The 21,188-nt window shown below is 71.2% G+C and carries 19 protein-coding genes; 5 read left to right on the top strand and 14 right to left on the bottom strand.

What is annotated here, in order from left to right; all coding sequences use genetic code 11:
* Positions 1 to 6: 6 nt before the first annotated feature.
* The 4 genes from ACLBX9_RS07785 to ACLBX9_RS07770 all read right to left on the bottom strand — a co-directional run bounded on the left by ACLBX9_RS07785 (position 7) and on the right by ACLBX9_RS07770 (position 3,724).
* Complete coding sequence (locus ACLBX9_RS07785) at positions 7 to 366, bottom strand: hypothetical protein (RefSeq protein ID WP_447718514.1); 360 nt, start codon at positions 364 to 366, stop codon at positions 7 to 9.
* 281 nt (positions 367 to 647) lie between these two features.
* A complete protein-coding gene (locus ACLBX9_RS07780) occupies positions 648 to 1,325 on the bottom strand; it encodes a haloacid dehalogenase type II (protein WP_447718513.1) in 678 nt (225 codons plus the stop codon).
* Positions 1,326 to 1,396: 71 nt separating this feature from the next.
* Positions 1,397 to 2,923 (bottom strand): murein biosynthesis integral membrane protein MurJ, encoded by a 1,527-nt coding sequence (gene murJ, locus ACLBX9_RS07775; protein WP_447718512.1) that lies wholly within the window; start codon positions 2,921 to 2,923, stop codon positions 1,397 to 1,399.
* A 201-nt stretch (positions 2,924 to 3,124) separates the two neighbouring features.
* On the bottom strand, positions 3,125 to 3,724 hold the full coding sequence (locus ACLBX9_RS07770) for a superoxide dismutase (RefSeq protein ID WP_010684871.1): 600 nt from the start codon (positions 3,722 to 3,724) through the stop codon (positions 3,125 to 3,127).
* A gap of 304 nt (positions 3,725 to 4,028) precedes the next feature.
* On the opposite strand from ACLBX9_RS07770, the gene ACLBX9_RS07765 reads away from it, so the two are divergent.
* Complete coding sequence (locus ACLBX9_RS07765) at positions 4,029 to 4,877, top strand: hypothetical protein (RefSeq protein WP_447718511.1); 849 nt, start codon at positions 4,029 to 4,031, stop codon at positions 4,875 to 4,877.
* Between the two features lie 63 nt (positions 4,878 to 4,940).
* On the opposite strand, the gene ACLBX9_RS07760 is transcribed toward ACLBX9_RS07765, so the two are convergent.
* From ACLBX9_RS07760 to ACLBX9_RS07745, 4 genes are all read right to left on the bottom strand, one after another.
* Positions 4,941 to 6,656 (bottom strand): sensor histidine kinase, encoded by a 1,716-nt coding sequence (locus ACLBX9_RS07760; protein ID WP_010684869.1) that lies wholly within the window; start codon positions 6,654 to 6,656, stop codon positions 4,941 to 4,943.
* Positions 6,657 to 6,818: 162 nt separating this feature from the next.
* Complete coding sequence (trmB, locus tag ACLBX9_RS07755) at positions 6,819 to 7,556, bottom strand: tRNA (guanine(46)-N(7))-methyltransferase TrmB (protein WP_010684868.1); 738 nt, start codon at positions 7,554 to 7,556, stop codon at positions 6,819 to 6,821.
* 336 nt (positions 7,557 to 7,892) lie between these two features.
* Positions 7,893 to 9,071 (bottom strand): methionine adenosyltransferase, encoded by a 1,179-nt coding sequence (metK, locus tag ACLBX9_RS07750; protein WP_010684867.1) that lies wholly within the window; start codon positions 9,069 to 9,071, stop codon positions 7,893 to 7,895.
* Between the two features lie 446 nt (positions 9,072 to 9,517).
* Entirely contained in the window at positions 9,518 to 9,925 is a 408-nt protein-coding gene (locus ACLBX9_RS07745; RefSeq protein ID WP_010684866.1) for a helix-turn-helix domain-containing protein, read from the bottom strand.
* Positions 9,926 to 10,486: 561 nt separating this feature from the next.
* Here ACLBX9_RS07745 and ACLBX9_RS07740 point away from each other — a divergent pair.
* The 3 genes from ACLBX9_RS07740 (at position 10,487) to ACLBX9_RS07730 (ending at position 13,555) form a co-directional block, all read left to right on the top strand.
* A complete protein-coding gene (locus ACLBX9_RS07740) occupies positions 10,487 to 11,326 on the top strand; it encodes a thermonuclease family protein (RefSeq protein ID WP_447718510.1) in 840 nt (279 codons plus the stop codon).
* 5 nt (positions 11,327 to 11,331) lie between these two features.
* Positions 11,332 to 12,801: a M48 family metalloprotease gene (locus ACLBX9_RS07735; RefSeq protein ID WP_447718509.1), complete on the top strand. Its 1,470-nt coding sequence runs from the start codon at positions 11,332 to 11,334 to the stop codon at positions 12,799 to 12,801.
* A 73-nt stretch (positions 12,802 to 12,874) separates the two neighbouring features.
* A complete protein-coding gene (locus ACLBX9_RS07730; RefSeq protein ID WP_039893781.1) occupies positions 12,875 to 13,555 on the top strand; it encodes a glutathione S-transferase family protein in 681 nt (226 codons plus the stop codon).
* Between the two features lie 28 nt (positions 13,556 to 13,583).
* Here ACLBX9_RS07730 and ACLBX9_RS07725 read toward each other — a convergent pair whose 3' ends face one another.
* The 5 genes from ACLBX9_RS07725 to ACLBX9_RS07705 all read right to left on the bottom strand — a co-directional run bounded on the left by ACLBX9_RS07725 (position 13,584) and on the right by ACLBX9_RS07705 (position 18,303).
* On the bottom strand, positions 13,584 to 13,739 hold the full coding sequence (locus ACLBX9_RS07725; RefSeq protein ID WP_010684862.1) for a hypothetical protein: 156 nt from the start codon (positions 13,737 to 13,739) through the stop codon (positions 13,584 to 13,586).
* A 74-nt stretch (positions 13,740 to 13,813) separates the two neighbouring features.
* Complete coding sequence (locus ACLBX9_RS07720) at positions 13,814 to 14,251, bottom strand: EamA family transporter (RefSeq protein WP_447718508.1); 438 nt, start codon at positions 14,249 to 14,251, stop codon at positions 13,814 to 13,816.
* A 262-nt stretch (positions 14,252 to 14,513) separates the two neighbouring features.
* A complete protein-coding gene (locus ACLBX9_RS07715; protein ID WP_447718507.1) occupies positions 14,514 to 16,766 on the bottom strand; it encodes a xanthine dehydrogenase family protein molybdopterin-binding subunit in 2,253 nt (750 codons plus the stop codon).
* 8 nt (positions 16,767 to 16,774) lie between these two features.
* Positions 16,775 to 17,782 (bottom strand): FAD binding domain-containing protein, encoded by a 1,008-nt coding sequence (locus ACLBX9_RS07710; RefSeq protein WP_010684859.1) that lies wholly within the window; start codon positions 17,780 to 17,782, stop codon positions 16,775 to 16,777.
* Positions 17,779 to 18,303: a (2Fe-2S)-binding protein gene (locus ACLBX9_RS07705; protein WP_010684858.1), complete on the bottom strand. Its 525-nt coding sequence runs from the start codon at positions 18,301 to 18,303 to the stop codon at positions 17,779 to 17,781. Before ACLBX9_RS07705 ends, ACLBX9_RS07710 begins: the two co-directional genes overlap by 4 nt.
* A 449-nt stretch (positions 18,304 to 18,752) precedes the next feature.
* On the opposite strand from ACLBX9_RS07705, the gene ACLBX9_RS07700 reads away from it, so the two are divergent.
* On the top strand, positions 18,753 to 20,135 hold the full coding sequence (locus ACLBX9_RS07700) for a M20/M25/M40 family metallo-hydrolase (protein WP_447718506.1): 1,383 nt from the start codon (positions 18,753 to 18,755) through the stop codon (positions 20,133 to 20,135).
* A 2-nt stretch (positions 20,136 to 20,137) separates the two neighbouring features.
* Here ACLBX9_RS07700 and ACLBX9_RS07695 read toward each other — a convergent pair whose 3' ends face one another.
* Positions 20,138 to 20,842 carry a nucleotide-binding protein gene (locus ACLBX9_RS07695; RefSeq protein WP_447718505.1) on the bottom strand — a complete coding sequence of 235 codons (705 nt, stop codon included), beginning with the start codon at positions 20,840 to 20,842 and terminating at the stop codon, positions 20,138 to 20,140.
* Between the last annotated feature and the right edge of the window lie 346 nt (positions 20,843 to 21,188).

Below are 21,188 nucleotides of genomic sequence, written 5' to 3'. Positions count from 1 at the left end.
CGGACGTCACTCGCAGACTTCGACGCGGCGGTAGGTGAACTCGCCGTCGCCGAGCCACTCCTTGCGGCGCTCGTAGTGGCAGATCGGGCCGCGGCGCTCGCGCACCACGACGGTCTCGGGCTCCTCGACCACGACGCGGCGCGGGCGGTACTCCGGCGGCGGAGGCGGCGGCGGGTTGTTGGCGCCGTTGACGAGGGCGCTGCCCACCACGCCGCCGACCACGCCGGCCGCGAGGCCGCCGACGATGGCGCCGGTCTGGTCGCGGGCGACGGCCGGGGCGACGGCCCCGAGCACCAGGGTCGCGGCGAGGGCGGCGGCCCCGGCGCGGATCATCGTGAAGGAACCGGTGACAGACACGCGAAACATCTCCCGTTCGTGTTGAGGATGATCCAACACCGGGAGGATTAAAAATCCCCGAAGTCGCCCATTGAATTGTGTGCCGGATATGGCGAGCCCGCGAGCGGTCCGGCAACGGCGAGACGCGGCCGTCCTTGCGAGCGGAGCGAAGCAACGGAGGGCAGCGCGACATCGGAAATCGTGGCGCGGCCGGATTGCTTCGCTCCGCGCGAAGACGGCGCGGCCATAGCCCTGTCGACGTACCGACGCCAGCCGTTTCTCGGATCGGGCCAGCCTCAGCGGACCGCCCGTCAGAGCAGCCCGTCGAGGGATCCCACCACCGACGTGGGCGCGAGGTCGGCGTACTCGTCCGGCAGACCCCTCCGGTTCACCCAGGCGGTCCGGAAGCCGAAAGCCCCCGCCCCCGCCACGTCCCAGCGGTTCGACGAGCAGAACAGCACGTCGCCCTGCCCCACCGCCAGCCGGGTCAGGGCGATCCGGTAGGCGTCGGGATGGGACTTGAACACCTGCGCGTCGTCCACCGAGAGAACGGCGTCGAGGTGGTCGGCCAGCCCCGCCGAGGCCACGGCCCGGTCGACCATGGCGGCGTTGCCGTTGGTGAGCACCGCCGTACGGATCCCGCGCTTGCGCAGGGCCGCCAGCACGCCCGGAACCTCGGTATAGGCGTCGAGGTCGCGGTAGGCGTCGAGGAGTTGCTCCCGAAGGCCGGGGTCCACGTTCGGGTGGGTCGCGAGGGCGTAGTCGAGGGCCCGCACGGTGAGGTCCCAGAAGGCCGCGTAGTGGCCCATCAGCGACAGGGTCCAGCTGTATTCGAGCTGCTTGTTGCGCCAGACCTCGGAGAGGTGGGCCGCGTCCGGCCCCACCGCATCGGCGTAGCGCTGGACCGCGGCGTTCACATCGAACAGCGTGCCGTAGGCGTCGAACACCGCGGCCTTCACGCCCGCGAGGGGTCCTGATGCGTCGGTCATGGCGTTCCTCACTGGGTGCTCTCGCCCGATCTGGGGCCGGACCCGCGCGGCGGCGAGCCCGGCCGGGTCACTCAGGCCCGGCGCAGGCGCAGGCCGAACAGGTGCAGCAGGCCCGCCAGCAGGCCGCCGTAGACCAGCGCCCCGGCGAGGCCGAGCACCGCCAGGACGACGAGATCGCGCCCGTGCGGCAGGGCCGGCACCAGCGCCTGGACGAGTCCCTGGCCGTAGACCGCGACCGCCGCAAGCCCCAGGCAGGCGAGCGCGACCCCCGCGACCGTGAGCCCGAGGGTGCGTCCCGGCGCCGTCCAGTTCCGGCGTTTGGCCAGGACCAGCAGCAGCAGCAGGTTGACCCACTGGGCGACGGCGGTGGCGAGCGCCAGACCGGTGACGCCGTAGGGGCCGGTGAGCCAGAGCTTCAGGACGACGTTGACGGCGATCGCCGTCAGGGAGGCCCAGAGCGGCGTCCTGGTATCCTGGCGGGCGTAGAAGCTCGCCACGGCGCTGCGCACCAGCACCACGGCCGGCAGCGCGAACCCGTAGGCCGCCAGCACCGAGGCCGCCCGCGCCGCGTCCTCGGCGCTGAAGGCGCCGCGCTGGAACAGCGCCGCCATGATCAGGCCCGGGATCGTCAGGAACGCCACGGTGAATGGCGCCGACAGCGCCAGGGAAAAGCCCGCAGCCCGATTCTGCGCCGCGTGCGCGCCCGCCACGTCGCCCGCGGCAATCCGCCGGCTCATCTCGGGGAGCAGCACGGTGCCGGCCGCGATGGCGATGACGCCGAAGGGAAGCTGGTAGAGCCGGTCGGCGTAGTAGAGGGCCGAGACCGCCCCGGTGGGGAGCCAGCTCGCGATGATCGTGTCGGCGAAGGTGGCGATCTGGAAGCCGGCCGCGCCGATCACCGCGGGCCCGAGCACCGTGAAGAAGCGCTTCAGCGCCGGATCGAGGCGCGGCACCGCGAGGTCGGGCATCACCCGGGCCCGGCGGCAGCCCCACAACAGCAGGCCGAACTGGAGCACGCCCGAGACGGCGACGCCCCAGGCGGCCGCGTAGGCGGCGTTGGGGAACAGGAAGCTCAACGCCAACGCCGCCAGCATGGCGAGGTTGAGCAGGACCGGCGCGCCCGCCGCCACGGCGAAGTGCCGGTGGGCGTTGAGGATGCCCGACAGCAGCGTCACCAGGGTCATGAACAGCAGATACGGGAAGGTGATGCGGGTCAGCGCAACGGCGAGCTGGAAGCGCTCGCCGTCCTCGGCGAATCCCGGCGCCAGGGCGTGGACCACCCAGGGCATCGCCGGCAGCGCGAGGTTGAGCAGCACCAGCTGCACGATCAGCATCAGGGTGAAGACGCGGTCGGCGAATTGGTGCGCCGCCCCGGGCGCGCCGGCCTCCGCGAGCCCGGCATAGGCCGGCACGAAGGCGGTGTTGAACGCCCCCTCGCCGAAGATCGCGCGGAAATGGTTGGGCAGCCGGAAGGCGACCACGAAGGCGTCGGCCATGGGTCCGGCGCCCATGACCGCGGCCATCACCACGTCGCGGGCGAAGCCGGTGACGCGGGAGACCAGCGTCCAGCCGCCGACCGAGAGGATGGAGCGGATCATCGGGCGGGGCGCTCGCCCACCCCCTCCCCCCGCAGCGGGGGCGGGCGGGAGCACGGTCGAAGCGTCGGGCGTGTCGATCGAGGGGGAATGGCCGGACCCTTCCGCACCGGGTCATCCGGCGTCGGGCGCATCAAGAGCCGCTTTCGTCGGCCACCTCAAGGGTGCCGCGGACACAGGGCCCGCGGCACCGGCGGAGATGCCTCAGCGGGTCGCCTCGGCGTACATCTTCTCCACATGCTCCCAGTTCACGAGGTTCTCGATGAACGCCTTGAGGTAGTCGGGCCGGCGATTTCGGTAGTCGATGTAGTAGGAGTGCTCCCACACGTCGACGCCGAGGATCGGCTTGGCGCCGTGGACCAGCGGGTTCTCGCCGTTGGGGGTCTTCATGATCGCGAGCTTGCCGTCCTTCACGGCGAGCCATGCCCAGCCCGAGCCGAACTGGCCGACACCCGCCTGGATGAAGTCCGCCTTGAACTTCTCGGCCCCGCCGAGATCCTCGTCGATCTTCCTGGCGAGCGCGCCGGGGATGGCGCCGCCGCCGTTCGGCTTCATCCACTGCCAGAAGTGGATGTGGTTGTAGTGCTGGCCGGCATTGTTGAAGAGCGGCTGATTGGTGTTGTAGGCGGCCTTGACGATCTCCTCGACGCTCTTGCCCTGAAGATCCGTGCCTTCGAGCAGCTTGTTGCCCGTGTCGACATAGGCCTTGTGGTGCTTGTCGTGGTGAAACTCGAGGGTCTCCTTCGACATGTACGGCCCGAGCGCGTCGTACGCGTAGGGCAGTTCCGGCAGGGTGAAGGTCATCGCATCTGTCTCCGCTAAGCAGGGGGCGGCCTCGTCCCCGGCGGGGGGCTCCCGAGTCGAGAGCCCGCTAGGTAAGTCGGTCGCCGCGGGACGGCAACGCCGTGGCGGCCCGGCTCCACGCGAAGTTCCGGATCGATCCGGAACTTCGCGCTGCGGAACGGACCGCCGGGGTCCGCCGCCGGACGATCGCCGCGCCGGGTATCCCAGGCAATCCAGCGGCGTGGTTTTGCAATATGACGGCCAGGGCTTACTGTGCGCCACGCTTTGAGCGCCGGCAGTTAGCCGGCCTGTGCTAGAGAGTATCATGATCGCTGCGCTGTTCGCGCTCGCCGCTGCCATGGTCATCGGGGGCAGCGCCGCCGTGATCCAGGGCTTTCCGTATGTGCGCCTGGAGAGCGGGCTCGCGATGGTCATCGCGGGCTCGGTAGCGGCCTCCTCGGGGGCGGTCCTGTTCGGGCTCGGCGTGCTCGCCCTCGCCTTCCGCCGGGTCGAGCGGGCGGTCGGGCATGTCCCCGCGTCCCGGGCCCGGGAGGCTGCCCCGGTCTCCGCTCCGGTTGCCGCCGACGAGGGCCGCTCCCGGCTGCCGCCGGTCCTGCCCGCCGCGCCCGCCTTCCTCGTCCCGCCCGTCGTGGAGCCGCCCTTCGACCCCGACCGGTCGCGGATCGATCCGAAGCCGGAGCCCCGGCCCGAGGGTCTGCCGGAGCTGGCCCTGCTCGCGGCGGAGGCGGACAAGCCCGACGCGGCCCTGCCGGAGCCGCCGAAGCCGTCGAAGCCGCCCCGGGCGGAGCCGGACCTGCGGGTTCCGCCGCCGCTCGCCGCCCAGGATCCGGCTCCCCAGGCCAAGCCGGACGCCAAGGGCCCCGGCGTGATCGCCCCCGAGGACGACCTGTTCGCCGCCCCCGAGGCGTCCCCGGGCGCGGAGGAGCCCCCCGCTTTGCGTTCGAGCCTCGACCCGGCGCCCGTGCCGGCCCCGAAGCCGGCGACGCGCACCGTCGTCGGGCGCTACGCCTCGGGGGGCAACACCTACGTGATGTTCGAGGACGGCTCGATCGAGGCGGAGACGCCGCAGGGCCGCTTCACCTTCGCGTCGCTGGACGAGCTGAAGGCCTTCGTGGACGGCGGCGGCGAATCCGGGACCCGCGGCGCGGCCTGACGCCGCCGGCGGGCAGGCGGCTTTCCCATCCGCGCCTCCTCCTGAGGTGCCTGTGCAACCGGCTCACACCAGCGGTTTGAGGCTGTCGTTGCGCGGCGGGATCGGCGCGCGCATGGTCAGGGCGAAGCCGCCGGGGGCGTAGTCGGTCGTCACCTCGGCCTGGACCTGCGTGATCAGGACCCGCTGAAGCAGCCGCGATCCGAAGCCCTGACGGGTCGGCGGCTCGACCGGGGGGCCGCCGGTCTCGCGCCAGGAGAAGCGCAGGATCCCCGCCGGGCCGCCCGGCTCGAGCGACCATTCCACCGCGACCCGCCCGGTGCGGTTCGACAGCGCCCCGTACTTGGCGGCGTTGGTGGTGAGTTCGTGGATCGCCATCCCGATCGGCACCGCGATCTCGGAGGGCAGGTCGATCGCCGGCCCGTCGAGGCTGATGCGCCCTTCCGCGGCGCCGTCCGGCGCCACCTCGGCATAGGGCCTCAGCTCGTTGAGCAGGAGGTTGCCGAGCGAGGCCGTCTGCCACGTGTCCTCGGTCAGAACCGAATGGGTGTGGGCCAGCGATTTGATGCGCCCGACGAAGGCCTCGTAGAAGCTCTCGATGCTCGACGCCGTGCGCGCCGTGGAGCCCACGATCGCCTGCACGGTGGCCAGGGTATTCTTCACCCGGTGGTGCAGCTCGCGGATCAGCAGGCTCTGGCGCTCCTCGGCGAGGCGCCGGTCGGTCACGTCCGCCACAACGCCGATCAGGCGGCGCGGCAGACGGTCGGGGGCGTCGCGCTCGAAGCGGCCGGCCATGTCGATCGTCCGCCACGCCCCGTCGGACTTGCGCCGGATGCGCCCGCCGATGTGCAGGATCCCGTCCTCCCGCAGCGCCTTGGAGATCGCCCGTCGGACGGCGGCGCGATCGTCCGGGTGGAGGATGTCGTTGAGGAATTCGTTCTTGCCGATGGTGCCGTCCTCGGGCGCGTGCCCGAAGATCTCGTACATGTGCTCGTTCTCCCAGATCGCCTGGTCCTCGAGCATGTGCCACTCGAAGATGCCGAGCTTGGCGATCGTGGTCGCGACCCGGAGCCGCTGGTCGCGGGACAGGATCTCGTCCCGGGCCTCGACCCGCGTGGTGATGTCCTGGAGGACGCCGACCATGCTGGCGGGCGTCCCGTCCGGGCCCGGCACGGCCTGACCGCGCACCCGCAGGATCACCGTGCGCCCGGCCACCGTGGTGGGCGTGTCGAACTGGTAGGGCTCGCCGGTACCGGTCGCCCCGGCGATGATCGCGCTCAGGCGGTCGAGTTCCGTCTGGGACAGGCCGGTCTTCAGTTCGTCCCACGAGACGGAGCGGCCCGGCGGCCGGCCCAGGATCCGGGCGGCGCGCCGCGACAGGGTGAGCAGACCCGTGGCCCGGTCCCAGCGCCATTCCCCGAGGCCGGCGGCCGCCAGCGCCTCGCTGTTCGCCTCGGAATGGGCCGCCGCGTCCACGTCGACGGACTCGACCACGAGGGTCGCCCCGGAGCGCCGCACCCGCACGTCGACGGCGCTGCCATCGGCCCGACGCCAGAACTGAAGGCCGTCACCGAGGCCCCCGGAGGCCTCGTTCAGCAGCGCGCCGGTCGGCCGGCCGGCCAGGGTGCCCGGCGCCCAGCCGAGCAGATCGTGCAGGGCCCGGTTGGCGGCGACGATGACGGTCGCGTCGGCCGACAGCACGACGAGGCCGATTGCGGCATCGTCGAAGCCGGCGCGATACGGATCGTGCGCCGCCGGTTCCTGACCCACCCGCTCATTCACTCGGAAGAACCCTCGAACGCGCGGTGGCGCGCCCCCGCAGGAGTAAGCCCCCTCCCCCGGCGCGATCCGGGACCGCGACGGCGTATCAGGATGGCCTCCGAGCGTGACCGTTGCAAGGCGTTCCGGCGGGTTGCGGCGCGCCGCCCGCGGGCGCCGCGGCTGTCACCGTGGCAGCCGCGCGAACTCCAGGTAGGTTGGGCGCCGTCCCGCCGCCAGCGCCTTCGCCTCGTAGCGCGTGCCGGGCCAGCCCGGGAAGGGCTGCGTCCAGTCCCGCGCGCTCCGCGCCGTCCAGCGCAGGGTCGGACAGCGGGCGGCCCGCGCCAGCGTCCAGCCGGCGTAGTCGTCGATGTCGCTGGCGAAACGGAACAGGCCGCCCTCCTTCAGGACCCGCCCGATCTCGGCCAGGGACGCCTCCGAGACGAAGCGGCGCTTGCGCTGGCGCCGCTTGGGCCAGGGATCGGGATAGAGCAGGTACACCCGCTCCAGGCTGGCATCCGGCAGCCGCGCCAGCAGGGCGGTCACGTCCTCGTCGCGGATGCGGACGTTGCGCAGGCCCCGCGCCTCGACCGCGGCGAGCAGCTTGACCACGCCGTTGACGAACGGCTCGGCGCCGATGATGCCGATCCCGGGCTGGGCCTCCGCCTGGGCCGCGAGGTGCTCGCCGCCGCCGAAGCCGATCTCCAGCCAGACCGCCTCCGGCGGCGCCGGCATGGCCGGGAACAGGGCGCGCGGGTCGAGGGGCGCGCCGTCCGGCGGCAGGGTGACCCGGAGGGCCGGCAGCAGCTCGGTCAGCCGGCGCTCCTGCTCGCCGCGCAGGCGCTTGCCCTTGCGCCGCCCGAAGAAGGCGCGCTCCGGCTCGTCGTTCGCATCGGGGGAAGGTCCTGGGGTGTCGGTGTCCAAAGGCTCAGCACATCCCGGAGTGTGGACCGACCCTCTTCCCGGACGCCCGAGCGTCGGCGGACGGTGATCCGGATTCAACGTCCGATTGGCCGCGAAGCGGCACGAGGCGGGAATTCGGCATCCGCGCGCAACGGCGCCCCGGCCGGGCGCTTCGCATCGTCCCGAGTCGGGCGCCGGATCGCAATCCGCTGACGCTTCCTGCATCCGGGAGAGGGGCGATGCCGAACGCACCGCCCGCCCCTGCTCGCCCGGCCCCTGTTCGCCCAGCTTCCGTCCGCTCGCTGCGCGACGCGGCAGGCGGCCGGCCGGTGCTCGGGGGTCGGCCGCCTGCTGCCCTCAGGCGAGCGCCGACTTCAGCTTGTCGGCGAGGTCCGTGCGCTCCCAGGAGAAGCCGCCATCGGCCTCCGGGGCGCGGCCGAAATGGCCGTAGGCCGAAGTGCGGGCATAGATCGGCTTGTTGAGGCCGAGCGCCGTGCGGATGCCGCGGGGCGACAGGTCCAGGGCGTCCATCAGCACCGCTTCGAGTTTGGCCTCGTCCACGTTGCCGGTGCCGTGCAGGTCCACGTAGATCGAGAGCGGCTTCGACACGCCGATCGCGTAGGCGAGCTGGATCGTGGCGCGGCGGGCGAGGCCCGCAGCCACGACGTTCTTGGCCAGGTAGCGCGCCGCGTAGGCCGCCGAGCGGTCGACCTTGGTCGGGTCCTTGCCCGAGAAGGCGCCGCCGCCGTGCGGGGCCGCGCCGCCGTAGGTGTCGACGATGATCTTGCGGCCGGTGAGGCCGGCATCGCCGTCCGGACCGCCGATCACGAACTTGCCGGTCGGGTTCACGTGCCAGACCGTGCCCTCGTTGACCCAGCCCTCCGGCAGGGCCTTGCGGATATAGGGCTCGACGATGGCGCGCACGTCCGCCGAGTCCAGGGACTCGTCGAGGTGCTGGGTCGACAGGACGATCTGCGTGACCTCGACCGGGCGGCCGTTCTCGTAGCGGACCGTGACCTGGCTCTTGGCGTCGGGGCCGAGCTTGGCGGCGTCGCCCTGCTTGGCCCGGCGGGCGTCGGCGAGATCCTTGAGGATCCGGTGGGCGTAGAAGATCGGGGCCGGCATCAGCTCGGGCGTCTCGTCGGCCGCGTAGCCGAACATGATGCCCTGGTCGCCCGCGCCCTCGTCCTTGTTGCCGGCGGCGTCCACGCCCTGCGCGATGTCGGCCGACTGGGCGTGCAGGTGGATGGCGACGTCGTTGTTCTTCCAATGGAAGCCCGACTGCTCGTAGCCGATGTCCTTTACCGCCTCGCGGGTCAGGGCCTCAAGGTCCTTGAAGGTCACCGAGTCGGGCCCGCGCACCTCGCCGGCGATGACGATCCGGTTTGTCGTGGCGAGCGTCTCGACGCCGAGGCGCGCCTCCGGCATCGCCGTCAGGTACGCGTCGACCACCGTGTCGGAGATCCGGTCGCAGACCTTGTCGGGGTGCCCTTCGGACACGGATTCGCTGGTGAAGAGGTAGTTGGAACGCGGCATCGGACGGACGGCCCCGGCTTCACAGGCACGCCGGTGCGATCACGGCGTTTGACCCTTCATGGGGCGGGGGTTCTCGCACCCGGCCCATGAAGGGTCAAGGCGGATCACCGGACGAATCCGGTAAAACGAACGAAGTGGCTGGACAATCGCCCGCCCCTTCGAGTGATCGGTGACGGGGACCGCAACTTCGGGCCGACGCGCCCGGCACCCCTGGTCAGGCCGGCCGCGAACCATCGGGCACCTGCATCGACGCGCAGTCTCGGCCCGTCAGGCGCGGCGGGACCGCGCGCTCCCGCACGCGACCTTCATACATGGGAAGCACTTATCGCGTCCGGCCCTCTCTCAACGCAGCGGAGCGGTACGACGCTCAACGCAGCAGATGTTCGGGCCCGGTGAAGCCGGCACGTTCGACGGGACCGCTTGTCAGCGGGGCCGGCGCGGCACTCTCAGCCGCCGAGCTTGCTCTCCAGCGCCCGAATGGCCGCGGCCACGTCCCGGCGCGCCTCCTCGGAGAAGTTCTCGGTGATGTGCCGGCCCACGATCTCGGCCAGGCCCTTGAGGCCGCCTTCGCTGAGGCTCGCCTGGTCCGGCTCGCTGAAGCCCGGGGCGGTGAAATCGTCGTTGCGCGGCATGCCCTTGAAGAAGTAGTCCATCGGCACACCGGTCATCCGGGAGAAGATGTCGAGATGAACGGCACTGATCCTGTTGGTGCCCTTCTCGTACTTCTGTAGCTGAGCTGCAGACATACCGAAGCTCTGCGCGACGCGGCGCTGCGTGAGGGACGCCTTGCGTCGCTGCTCGGCGATGCGCTGCCCGACATAGACGTCGCGCTGATCGGTTTTCTGACCCGCCATGAAGAGCTCGTCCACCCCCGTGCCGTGATTCCCTCTGGCAAAGCTTAGCGCCGCCCCGGGAACTTGTCACCGGCGCAGGCGTGACGCGGTGAACGATTTCCCGCGCTGCCGGAGCGGGGAGTGATCGCGTGGAAGATGGTGGTGTCCCCGGCAGGGCTCGAACCTGCGACCCCAGGTTTCATACCACTTCGACTTTCGCCGCCGCGTCCCCAAGGGGCCGCGTTCGTGGCCTGGACTATCCCTTCACCCTGGGCGGGGCTCGCGCCCGGCCTGTAGGTGCCGCCCGTCTAGTCTCTACACCTTCCCGCAGGCCGCGAGCGCGACGTGCGGGCTTGGCTCGGGATCGGCAGGGCCCGGACGAGCCGGCGCCTGGAGCTTTCCCCGACTTTGAGCGGATCCGCCGCGCGGTTTCCCGGCGCGACGCCCAATTCGACCTGATCTAGGAAACCTGTGCTCTGTCCAGCTGAGCTACGGAGACGACCGCCGGCTGCATAGCATCCTCCCTGCCGCAGGCCAACCGCACCCATTGGCGGATGCGCGCGCCCGGCGCATGATCTGCCCGTGCAGGCGATCCTCGCAACGGCGACCCGGCAAGTCGTGACGGTGCTGGCGGCGCTCGCGGCCGTGGGTCCGGCGCCGGCCCGCGCGGCCTCGCGCGCCGGCCCGCCGGCTTGTCTGGCGGGGCCGGTCCGCTTCGAGATCCTGGAGGCGGTCGGGCCACGCGGCGAGATCCGCCTGGGGTCGGGCGCCCGCGCGGTCCTGGACTCCCTCCGCTGGCCCGACGCGCCGGAGGCGGCCGCCGCCGCGGCGGCCTGGCTCGACGGGCGGCGGGGCGCCCGGGTCGCGGTGGTGCCGCGCGGGCAGCCCGACCGCTGGGACCGGCAGCGGGCCGACATCCAGCTCGCGGAGGGCGACGAGGATCTCGCGGGCGGCCTGATCGCGGCAGGCCTCGCCTTCGCGGAGTCCGGCGAGGCTGATTCGCTCTGCCGCCCGGCGCTGCGCGTCGTCGAGGCCTCTGCGCGGGCGCGGCGCGTCGGCCTGTGGCGGGAGCCGATTCCGGTCGCCACGGACGGGCCGGCGCTCCGGGCGCTGGCCGGACGCTTCGCGATCGTGGAGGGCGACGTGCGCCGCGTCGGCGAGCGCAGCGCCCGCACCTACATCGATTTCGGCGCCCGCGGATCGGACGCACTCACGGTCACGGTATCGAAACGCACTTGGCGAATGGTGCGCGCGCGTGGTTTGAGTGCGGCCTTGCTCGAAGGCCGGCGCGTGCGCGTGCGCGGCATCCTGGAGGTCTGGCGCGGCCCGACCCTGGAAGCCGACGCGGACGGGATCGAACTCGTGGGCGAGACGGAACGGCCGGAGGCCGGACCGGAGAAGGAACGGGGGCTGCGGCGCTGATCGCGATGGGCGGGATCACGGGGCAATTTCGGTCGGCGGGGCGTCTCCTGGGCGGCGTGACGGCACTCTGTGCCCTGGCCGCCCTGCTCGGCGCCTGCGTCGCGGACCAGACCGGGGCGGTCGTGCAGCCGGCGGTTGTTCGGGTGCCGGCCGAGGCGCCGCGCACCACCGGCCGGGAGCGCGTCGCGGATTCCGATCACCTCAAGCTCGTGGCGTCCTTCGGCGGCGAGGCGCGCGCCCCCAACGTGACGCGGATGCTCACGGAAGTGACCGACCGCCTCGTGAAGGCCAGCGACCGGACGGACCAGGCCTACGCGGTGACGCTCCTCGACTCCCCCGTGGTCAACGCCTTCGCGCTGCCGAATGGCCGGCTCTACGTGACCCGCGGGCTGGTGGCGCTCGCCAACGACACCTCGGAGGTGGCCGCCGTGCTGGCGCACGAGATGGCCCACGTGACCCTCAATCACGCCACGGCGCGGAGCGAGCTGGAACTGCGCTCGGCCCTCGTCAGCCGCGTCGTGGCCGACGTCCTGAACGACCCCGATACCGGGGCGCAGCTCCAGCACCAGTCGCGCTTCGCGCTGGCGCGCTTCTCCCGGGAGCAGGAGCTGGAGGCGGATGCCACCGGCGTGCGCACCCTGGCGAAGGCCGGCTACGACCCGTTCGCTGCCGGCCGGTTCCTCACCGCCCTCAACCGCTCGACGGGCCTGAAAGCCGGCAGCGCCGCCGCGCCCGACATGCTGGCGACCCATCCGGGCACGGCCGAGCGCATCGTCCAGGTCACGCGCGCGGCCCGCCGCATCGGCGCCCCCGGGATCGGCACCGACGACCGGGCGACCTTCCTGGCGGCGGTGGACGGCCTCGCCTACGGCGACAACCCGCGCGACGGCGCGGTGCGGGGCCATCGCTTCATCCATCCGGGCCTCGGCATCGCCTTCGAGGTGCCCGAGGGCTTCGCCCTGGAGAATACCCGCTCGGCCGTGCTCGGCACGACCCAGGACGGCAGCCGGCGCCTGCTGTTCGACCAGATCGACGCGAAGGAGGGCCAATCCCTGGAGGCGGTGTTGAAGGCGAGCTGGAACGACGCCTTCGATCCGGCCGGCTTCGAGACCCGGGAGGTCGCCGGCCACCCGTCCGCCTTCGCGCTCTCGCGGGGCAAGGAGTGGACGTTCCGCCTCGCGGCGATCCGGATCGGCGACTCGACTTACCGGATGATCATGGCCGCCAAGGGCGCCGCCGATCCAGACCCTGCCTTCCGCCGCTGGACGGCGACGCTCGCGGCGGTGCCGTCGGACGAAGTGGTCCTGCGGCCCCTGCGGCTGCAGGTCGTGCAGGCGACCTCGACCGGCGCCGAGGATCTCGCCCGCCGCATGGCGGTGCCGGATCGCGCGCTCGACCGGTTCCTCGTCCTCAACGGCCTGGAGCGGGGCGCGCCGCTGGTGGCGGGCCGCAGCTACAAGATCGTGACGGAATAGCCGCCCTGCGCGGTTGCGGCTTGTGCCAGGCGAGAGCCCGGCGATCCTTCCGGCACCGTTCAAGGAGAGCGACGTGATCCGATTCTTCTACAATCTCAGCCCCAACCCCATGAAGGTTGCACTCTGCCTGGAGGAGATGGAGCTGCCCTACGAGGCGGTCCCGGTCGATACCCGCAGGGGCGAGCAGTTCGATCCCGCCTACGTGGCGGTCAACCCGAACGGGAAGGTCCCGGCGATCCGCGACGGCGACGTGACGGTGTTCGATTCGAATGCCATCCTGCTCTACCTCGCTGGCAAGACCGGCCGGTTCCTGCCCGAGGGCGAGCCGGTGCGGGGCGAGATGCTGTCCTGGCTGATGTTCGTGGCCACCGGCATCGGGCCGTTCTCCGGCCAGTGCGTGCATTTCCGCCACTTCGCGCAGGACGGCGGCGCCTACGCCACGGAGCGCTACACCTTCGAGGCGCGCCGCCACTGGGGCATCCTCGACCAGCGCCTCTCCGACCGGCCCTACATCCTGGGCGACACCTACACGATCGTCGACATGGCGGCCTGGGGCTGGGCCCGGATGGTGCCGTTCGTGCTCGGCGAGAACGCCTTCGCGGACCTGCCCAACGTCAAGCGTCTCCTCGACGCGATCAACGCGCGGCCGGCCGCGCAGGCCGCCGAGGCGCTGAAGGGCCGCCACAGCTTCAAGGCCGAGATGGACGCGGAAGCCCGGAGCATCATGTTCCCCGCAACGCGGAGCGCCGCCTGAGGGCGCCTGCGCGGCGACGGCCGCCCCTTCAGGGTGCGGGGGCGGTCACCGTGAGCATCGGCAGGGCGATAGAGAGGGTGTCGCCTGACGGCCGCACGGTGCCGAACGTCAGGCAGGCGGCGAGGCCGAGACACAGGGCGAGGCCGAGCAGAGAGGTCTCGAAGCCGCGGTAGACCCAATCCATGGCGGTCCCCTTTCACGAGGGACCGTCAGGATGCGCCGGCCGGGTTAACGGATCGGTGCGCCCGCGCGCGTTCCTCACCAGCCGGAGGCCACGAGGGCGGCCCCGGCGGCGATCAGCGCGACGCTGGTCCAGGCGGCGAGGCTCAAGGTCTCGCCGAGCAGGCTGGCGCCGAGGATGGCCACCAGCACGACGCTGAGCTTGTCGAGAGGTGCGACCCGGGCGGCGTCCCCCAGCGACAGCGCCCGGAAGTAGCAGAGCCAGGACGCACCCGTCGCGAGTCCCGACAGGATCAGAAAGACGAGGCTGCGGCCGGAGATCTGCGCCAGCCCGCCCGACTGCCCTGAGGCCACGACGATTGCGCCGGCGAAGATCAGGATCACCGCGGTGCGCACGAGGGTTGCGACATCCGACTGGACGCCCGAGACCCCGACCTTGGCGAGGATCGCGGTGAGCGCCGCGAAACCGGCGGCTGCGAGGGCCCAGAACCGCCAGGATTGCAGGAGGTGGCTCACGGGTGTCTCGCGCCGTTCCTGTTTGCTGAGCCCGGACGCATCATCGTCGGCGCGAGCGGGGCGCTGCAATCCAGCGGCACCGCATCTGTCATAGCCTACTATCTTGGATCGCATGGCTATGCGCGCGATGACAGGCCATCCGCATCGATACGGCGAGCCGCGCCGGTCCAGGGCGCGACGGAGCCGCCGAGTCCCGGGCTCGGCGCCCTCATCGGTCGATTCCTTGCAAGAGCGTCAATGTTTCCCGTGAAACATTCGCCACTCACAACAATTTGTCGGGGGTGATGGGGAGGCGGCGCACCCGCTTGCCGGTGGCGTGAAACACCGCGTTGGTGATCGCCGCCGCGACGCCGACGATGCCGATCTCGCCGAGCCCCTTCACGCCCAACGGGTTCGCCTTGTCCTCCTCGTCCACGAAGATGACGTCGATGTCGTAGATGTCGGCGTTCACCGGCACGTGGTACTCGCCGAGATTGTGGTTCATGAACCGGCCGATGCGGTGGTCGAGCATCGACTCCTCCTCCAGCGCCGAGCCGATCCCCATCACCACGCCGCCGAGGATCTGGCTGCGGGCCGTCTTCGGGTTCAGCACCTTGCCGGCCGCGATCGCCGAGACGACCCGGGTCACCCGGACCTGCCCCAACTCCTCGTCGACTTTCACCTCCACGAAAATCGCCGAATGGGTGTAGGCCTCATATTTCTGATTGAAGTCCTTGTCGGGACCCGCCTCCTCGACCGCCTCAACCTTGTCGACGCCGGCCGCCTGCAGCACCTCGACCAGGGAGACGCTGCGGCCGGGATCGCCCGCGACCGAGATGCGCCCGTCCGAGAATACGGCGCGGTCGAAATCGACGTTGGCCAGCGGGGAGTTCTCCATCGCGCGGGCCAGCTTGAACACCTGTTCGCCGACGTTGCGGCAAGCCTTCATCACGGCGGTGCCAGAGGAGGCGGCGGTCCAGGAGCCACCCGCGACCGGGGCCTCCGGCAGCCGGGTGTCGCCCAGCTTGGTGGTGACCGCGTCCATCGGCAGGCCGATTGTGTCGGCGGCGATCTGGGTGAGGATCGTGTAGGTGCCGGTGCCGATGTCGCCAGTGGAATTGCCCACCGTCAGCCGGCCGTCCGGCGTCAGGGTCGCGATGGCGCTCGACTGCATCATCATCGATTCCCAGATGCCGGTGGCCACGCCCCAGCCGACCAGCTCCCGCCCCTCGCGGGTGGAGCGCGGCTCGGGATTGCGCTTGGCCCAGCCGAAGCGCTCGGCACCGAGCTCGAAGCAGCGCCGCAGTTCCTTCGAGCCGAAGGGCTTGCCCTCGGCGGTGGCGTCCGATTCCGCGTAGTTCTTGAGCCGCAGGGCGATCGGGTCGAGCTTGGTCGCGTAAGCGAGCTCGTCCATGGCGGTCTCGATGGCGAACACGCCGGTGACCGCGCCGGGCGCGCGCATGTCACCCGGCGTCGGCGTGTCGAGCTTCACCAGACGGTAGCCGAGCGCGACGTTGTCGCATTTGTACAAGACGCCCGACCAGTTGACGACGACCTCCTGGTAGTCCTCGAACTGCGAGGTGCCCTGGACGGCGTCGTGCCGCAGGGCCGTCAGCGTTCCGTCCGGCTCGGCGCCAAGCGCGATCGTCTGCAGGGCCTCGGACCGGTAGGTGAAGCTCCACATCTGGTCGCGGGTCAGGGTCACCCGCACGGAGCGCTGCAGCTCCTGCGCGGCCAGCATCGCCAGGAACAGCTGGTATTGCGGGCGCAGGCCCGAGCCGAAGCCGCCGCCGAGATAGGGATTGAGCACCCGCACCTGATCGGGCTTCAGGCCGAACACGTTGGCGAGATACTGGTGGCTGTTCGAGACGCCCTGGATCTTGTCGTAGACCGTGTAGGTGCCGTCCTGCTCCACCACCACCGTCGAGGCGTGCGGCTCCATCGGGTTGTGGTGCTCGTCGGCGAGGCTGTAGGCGCCCTGGACGCGCACCGGCGCGCTGCCGAACGCCTGATCGGCGTCGCCCCAGGGCTCCGGCGGCGGCTTGATGCCCATGCGCTTGTAGGGCGGCTCGTAGGCGGTGCCGCGCAGGGCCTCCAGGTCGGTCCCGGGCTCCTCCATGGCGTAGGTCACGTCGACGAGGGACGCGGCGTAGCGCGCGGTCTCGAAGTCCTCCGCCACCACCAGGGCGACCGGCTGGCCGCTGAACACGATCAGGTCGTCGTAGAGGGCGCGGAACGGCGAGCCGGGCGGCGCCACCTGATCCTGGAAGTTCTTGTCACGCCACGCGGTGCGCGGCCGGTTCTCGTGGGTGATCACCTTGAGGACGCCGGGCACCGCCTCGGCCTCGGCGGAGTCGATGGCGGTGATCCGGCCCTTGGCGATAGCGCTCGACACGACATAGCCGTAGGCGAGGTCGGGGGCGGCGAACTCGCCCGCATATTTGGCGAGGCCCGTGACCTTGGCGGGCCCGTCGATGCGGCTGCGCGGGCTGCCCACGAAGGTGTCGCGGCCGGTGGAGCTGAAGGTCTGGGTCATGGCGGGCCCTACTGGATGCGCTTGTCGCTGAGCGACTGGGGCGTGCCGGCGGCGGCCTGTTCGAGGCCGCGCACGATGGCGCGCCGGGCGAGATCGATCTTGAAGCCGTTCTCCGATTGGGGCTTGGCCTCCGCGACGATCAGGTCGGCCGCCGCCTGGAAGCTCTCGCGGGTCGCGGGCTTGCCCGCGAGCAGCGCCTCCGCCTCCCGGTTGCGCCAGGGCTTGTGGGCGACGCCGCCGAGCGCGAGGCGGGCGGTCTTCACCGTGTCGCCGTCGAGCTCCAGGGCGGCCGCCACCGAGACCAGCGCGAAGGCGTAGGACAGGCGATCGCGCAGCTTCAGGTAGGTGTAGTGCTGCGGGAAGCGGCTCTCCGGCAGGTCCACGGACACGATGATCTCGCCGGGGGCGAGGTTGGTGTCGGTCTCGGGGGTGTCGCCCGGCAGGCGGTGGAACTCGGAGAACGGGATCGACCGGTCGCCCTGCGGCCCGCTCACCTGCACGGTGGCCTCCAGGGCGGCCAGCGCGATACACATGTCGGAGGGATGGGTGGCGATACAGTGCTCGCTCGTCCCGAAGATCGCGTGGATGCGGTTCGTCCCGCCGATCGCCGGGCAGCCGGAGCCGGGCGCGCGCTTGTTGCAGGGCGTCGCGACGTCGTAGAAATAGTAGCAGCGGGTCCGCTGGAGCAGGTTGCCACCCGTGGAGGCGGCGTTGCGCAGCTGTGCCGAGGCGCCGGCCAGGATGGCATTGCGCAGGAGCGGATAGCGCGCCGCGACCTGATCGTCGTACGCCACCTTGGCGTTGGTGGCGAGCGCGCCGATCCGCAGGCCGCCGCCCTGGTCCTCGATTTGGTCCAGCGGCAGCCGGGTGATGTCGATCAGCCGGCCGGGCTTCTCGACCTCGTACTTCATCAGGTCGATCAGGTTGGTGCCGCCGGCGATGAAGCGCGCCCCGGCCCCGAAGGCCTGCACCGCCTCCGCCACCGTGCCGGCGCGGACGTAATCGAAGCGGTTCATCGGGCGCCTCCCTGCATGACGTCCTCGATGGCGTCGACGATGTTGGTGTAGGCGCCGCAGCGGCAGATGTTGCCGCTCATCGCCTCCCGGATCTCGTCCCTTGTGTGGGCGTGACCCTCGTTCATCAGGCCGACCGAGGAGCAGAGCTGGCCCGGGGTGCAGTAGCCGCACTGGAAGGCGTCGTGCTCGATGAAGGCTTCCTGGATCGGGTGGAGGGCGTTGCTGCCCGCCCGGTCGCCGAGGCCGGCGAGGCCTTCCACCGTGGTGATCTCGGCGCCGTCCTTCATCACGGCGAGCGTCAGGCAGGAATTCACCCGGGTGCCGTTCACCAGCACCGTGCAGGCGCCGCACTGGCCGTGGTCGCAGCCCTTCTTGGTGCCGGTGAGGTCGAGTCTTTCGCGCAGCAGATCGAGCAGGGTGGTCCACGGGGCGACCTGGAGCTCGCGCCGCTGCCCGTTGATCGTGAGCGTGATGCCGATGGGCGTGTCCGCCGACACGGGCGGCTGGGTCTCGAGGCGCATGGCGTGTCCACGGTCTGGGCCGGCCGGGGCCGGACGGGAACGGATCGGCACCCAGGCGGAACGTGCTGGCGCCGGCCTGACGATCTCGGTCGATAACCATTCCAATCTGCGCCTGTTCCGGGATGGTTGATCTCACGTCGGGATCGGAGGGTCAGGCTGCGGTTCCGCACCCATGCTGCTGGGTGGCGTGGATCCGCTTCGCGCCGAATCTCGTGCTAGGCCCCGGGTCGCATTCCGCTGGCGCTCCATGCGCCCGGGAGAAGGCGTCGCGTCTCACTTCGTAGCGCCACCCTTTCCCGGACAGGTGGAGCGACAGCGGACCCCGATCCGGGACCCAGCGCAGGAATACGCCGCGGAGCGGCTCAACATCCGATCTCCGCTCCCCGACGTTGCTCCCTCCGCCCCGCCTCGGCTAACCCTCGTCCCGCGAGAAAACCCCGGAGCCCCCGATGGCCGCGCTCGACGCGATCCTCAACGATATCGACACGGACCTGGAGAACGCCCTGGAGCGGCTGTTCGCCTTCCTGCGGATCCCGTCGATCTCCACCGATCCGGCCTATGCCGGCCATTGCCGCGAGGCCGCCGCCTGGCTCGCCCAGGACCTGACGGCGCTCGGGTTCGAGACCTCCGTGGAGGAGACCTCGCTCCACCCGGTGGTGCTGGCCCACAGGCCGAAGCCCGGGGCGCCGCACGTCCTGTTCTACGGCCATTACGACGTGCAGCCGGTCGATCCGCTCGACCTGTGGAAGACGTCGCCCTTCGAGCCGCACATCACCGATGGCGCGGGCGGCAAGACGATCGTCGGGCGCGGCTCTTCCGACGACAAAGGCCAGGTGATGACCTTCGTGGAGGCGTGCAGGGCCCACATCGCCATGAGCGGGGCGCTGCCCTGCGGCGTGACGATCCTGATCGAGGGCGCCGAGGAGAGCGGCTCGCAGGGCCTGCCCGAATGGGTCGCGGCCAACCGGGAGAAGCTCGGCTGCGACGTGGTCCTGGTCTGCGACACCACCATGTGGGACAAGACCACGCCGGCTATCACGTCGTCGCTGCGCGGCCTCGCCTATTTCGAGGTGAAGGTCACCTGCGCGGACCGCGACCTGCATTCCGGCTTCTTCGGCGGCGCGGCGCGCAACCCGATCCACGTCCTCTCCAAGATCATCGCCGACCTGCACGATGCCGACGGGCGGGTGACGATCCCGGGCTTCTACGAGGGCGTGCACGAGCGGCCGCCCGAGGTTCTGGAGCAGTGGCGCGGCCTCGGCCTGACGGCGGAGACGCTGCTCGGCCCGATCGGCCTGAAGGAGCCTGCGGGCGAGCGCGGGCGGATGCCGATCGAGCTGGTGCAGTCGCGCCCCTCCTGCGACGCCAACGGCATCATCGGCGGCTATACCGGCGAGGGCACCAAGACGGTGATCGCCTCTACCGCCTCGGCCAAGGTCTCCTTCCGCCTCGTGGACGACCAGGATCCGAAGCGGCTCGCCGAGAGCTTCGAGGCCTTCGTGCGCGCGCGGGTGCCGGCGGACTGCCAAGTCGAGGTCATCACCTACAAGGGCTCGCGGGCGATCAGCCTGCCCTTCGACATGCCGCAGCTCGGCGCCGCCAAGACGGCGCTGCAGGATGAGTGGGGCGTGCCGGCGGTGACCGTGGGCGCGGGCGGCTCGATACCGATCGTCGGCGACTTCAAGCGGATCCTCGGGCGCGACACCCTGCTGATCGGCTTCGGCCTCGACGACGACCGCATCCACTCGCCCAACGAGAAGTACAATCTGACGAGCTTCCACAAGGGCACGCGCTCCTGGGCGCGGATCCTGGCGGCGCTCGGTCAGCGCTGACCTCAGCGGGCGGTCGCCGCCCGCATCTTCGCGTCGATCCAGGTCCACAGCGCCCGGACCTCCTCGGCGGCCGGGCTGCCGGGGGCGTATTCGGTGACGCCGAGGCCCGTGGCCAGGGCATCCTGGTGGTCGACCCGGTGGATGATGCCGGGCTCGGCCAGCACGCCCAGCGCCCGCAGCTGTGCCGCGTAGGCGCTGGTGCGCGGCGAGGGTGGCGGCGGGCACTGGTTCAGCGCGAGGGCGAAGCGCTGCCGCAGCCCGAGATTGACCAGGGCCTGGAGCGTCGGGCGCGCGGCCACGATGTCGAGCCGGGACGGCCGCACCGGCATCAGCACGAAATCGGCGTCCTTCAGGGCCGGCGCGAGGCCGGCCGAACTGCCGGCGGTGTCGAGGACGGCGAGCGTCGTGCCCTGCGCGGCGAGGACACCGAGGATGTCCGAGAGCTGGCCCATCTCCCAGGGCTGCACCCGATCGACCGCGACGGACTCCTCCTGCCGCAGGGCGCCCCAGCCGGCGAGCGACCCCTGCGGGTCGAGGTCGAGCGCGGTCACCCGCTCGCCCGCCTCCGCGGCGGCGACGGCCAGGGACGCCGCCAGGGTGGTCTTGCCGGTGCCGCCCTTCTGCACCGCCATCGCCACCACCCGCAGCGGCCCGTCGGCGCCCCGCGGCGCGAAGTCCGGCCTCCCTCCGGATCCTTCAGGATCCATGCGCGTCCCACCTCTCCGATGTCATGCCCGGGCCCCGAGACCAACGCCGGGACGCGGCCGGTCCTGGCACCGCCCCCGCCTCTCCCCGTGTCGAATGTAGGCCGGGCACATGACGTCGAGATCATGCGCACCGGAGGCCGGCACACGGGTGATCCAACATCGACACGGACTATCCTGGCGATGCGCCGAGATCTCGCGGGTCAGGACCCAATACCGGCGCGACCTGGACCCGCCCACATCACCACAGGGCTGATGCACAGGCAAATTCTGACGAGAAGATCGATTATTTATACTTCGGTCCTGTTAGCGCGCATGCAGCACTCGCGTCAAGTCGACGCTATTCGCG

The sequence above is a fragment of the Methylobacterium sp. A49B genome, from assembly GCF_053346215.1.
This window is presented reverse-complemented; position numbering and strand designations above follow the sequence as displayed.

Excerpts from the sequence above, each read along its gene's own strand:
- ACLBX9_RS07785 (WP_447718514.1), bottom strand. The coding sequence starts at position 366 with ATGTTTCGCGTGTCTGTCACCGGTTCCTTCACGATGATCCGCGCCGGG.
- ACLBX9_RS07780 (WP_447718513.1), bottom strand. The coding sequence starts at position 1,325 with ATGACCGACGCATCAGGACCCCTCGCGGGCGTGAAGGCCGCGGTGTTC.
- murJ (WP_447718512.1), bottom strand. The coding sequence starts at position 2,923 with ATGATCCGCTCCATCCTCTCGGTCGGCGGCTGGACGCTGGTCTCCCGC.
- ACLBX9_RS07770 (WP_010684871.1), bottom strand. The coding sequence starts at position 3,724 with ATGACCTTCACCCTGCCGGAACTGCCCTACGCGTACGACGCGCTCGGG.
- ACLBX9_RS07765 (WP_447718511.1), top strand. The coding sequence starts at position 4,029 with ATGATCGCTGCGCTGTTCGCGCTCGCCGCTGCCATGGTCATCGGGGGC.
- metK (WP_010684867.1), bottom strand. The coding sequence starts at position 9,071 with ATGCCGCGTTCCAACTACCTCTTCACCAGCGAATCCGTGTCCGAAGGG.
- ACLBX9_RS07745 (WP_010684866.1), bottom strand. The coding sequence starts at position 9,925 with ATGGCGGGTCAGAAAACCGATCAGCGCGACGTCTATGTCGGGCAGCGC.
- ACLBX9_RS07735 (WP_447718509.1), top strand. The coding sequence starts at position 11,332 with ATGGGCGGGATCACGGGGCAATTTCGGTCGGCGGGGCGTCTCCTGGGC.
- ACLBX9_RS07725 (WP_010684862.1), bottom strand. The coding sequence starts at position 13,739 with ATGGATTGGGTCTACCGCGGCTTCGAGACCTCTCTGCTCGGCCTCGCC.
- ACLBX9_RS07715 (WP_447718507.1), bottom strand. The coding sequence starts at position 16,766 with ATGACCCAGACCTTCAGCTCCACCGGCCGCGACACCTTCGTGGGCAGC.
- ACLBX9_RS07710 (WP_010684859.1), bottom strand. The coding sequence starts at position 17,782 with ATGAACCGCTTCGATTACGTCCGCGCCGGCACGGTGGCGGAGGCGGTG.
- ACLBX9_RS07705 (WP_010684858.1), bottom strand. The coding sequence starts at position 18,303 with ATGCGCCTCGAGACCCAGCCGCCCGTGTCGGCGGACACGCCCATCGGC.
- ACLBX9_RS07700 (WP_447718506.1), top strand. The coding sequence starts at position 18,753 with ATGGCCGCGCTCGACGCGATCCTCAACGATATCGACACGGACCTGGAG.
- ACLBX9_RS07695 (WP_447718505.1), bottom strand. The coding sequence starts at position 20,842 with ATGGATCCTGAAGGATCCGGAGGGAGGCCGGACTTCGCGCCGCGGGGC.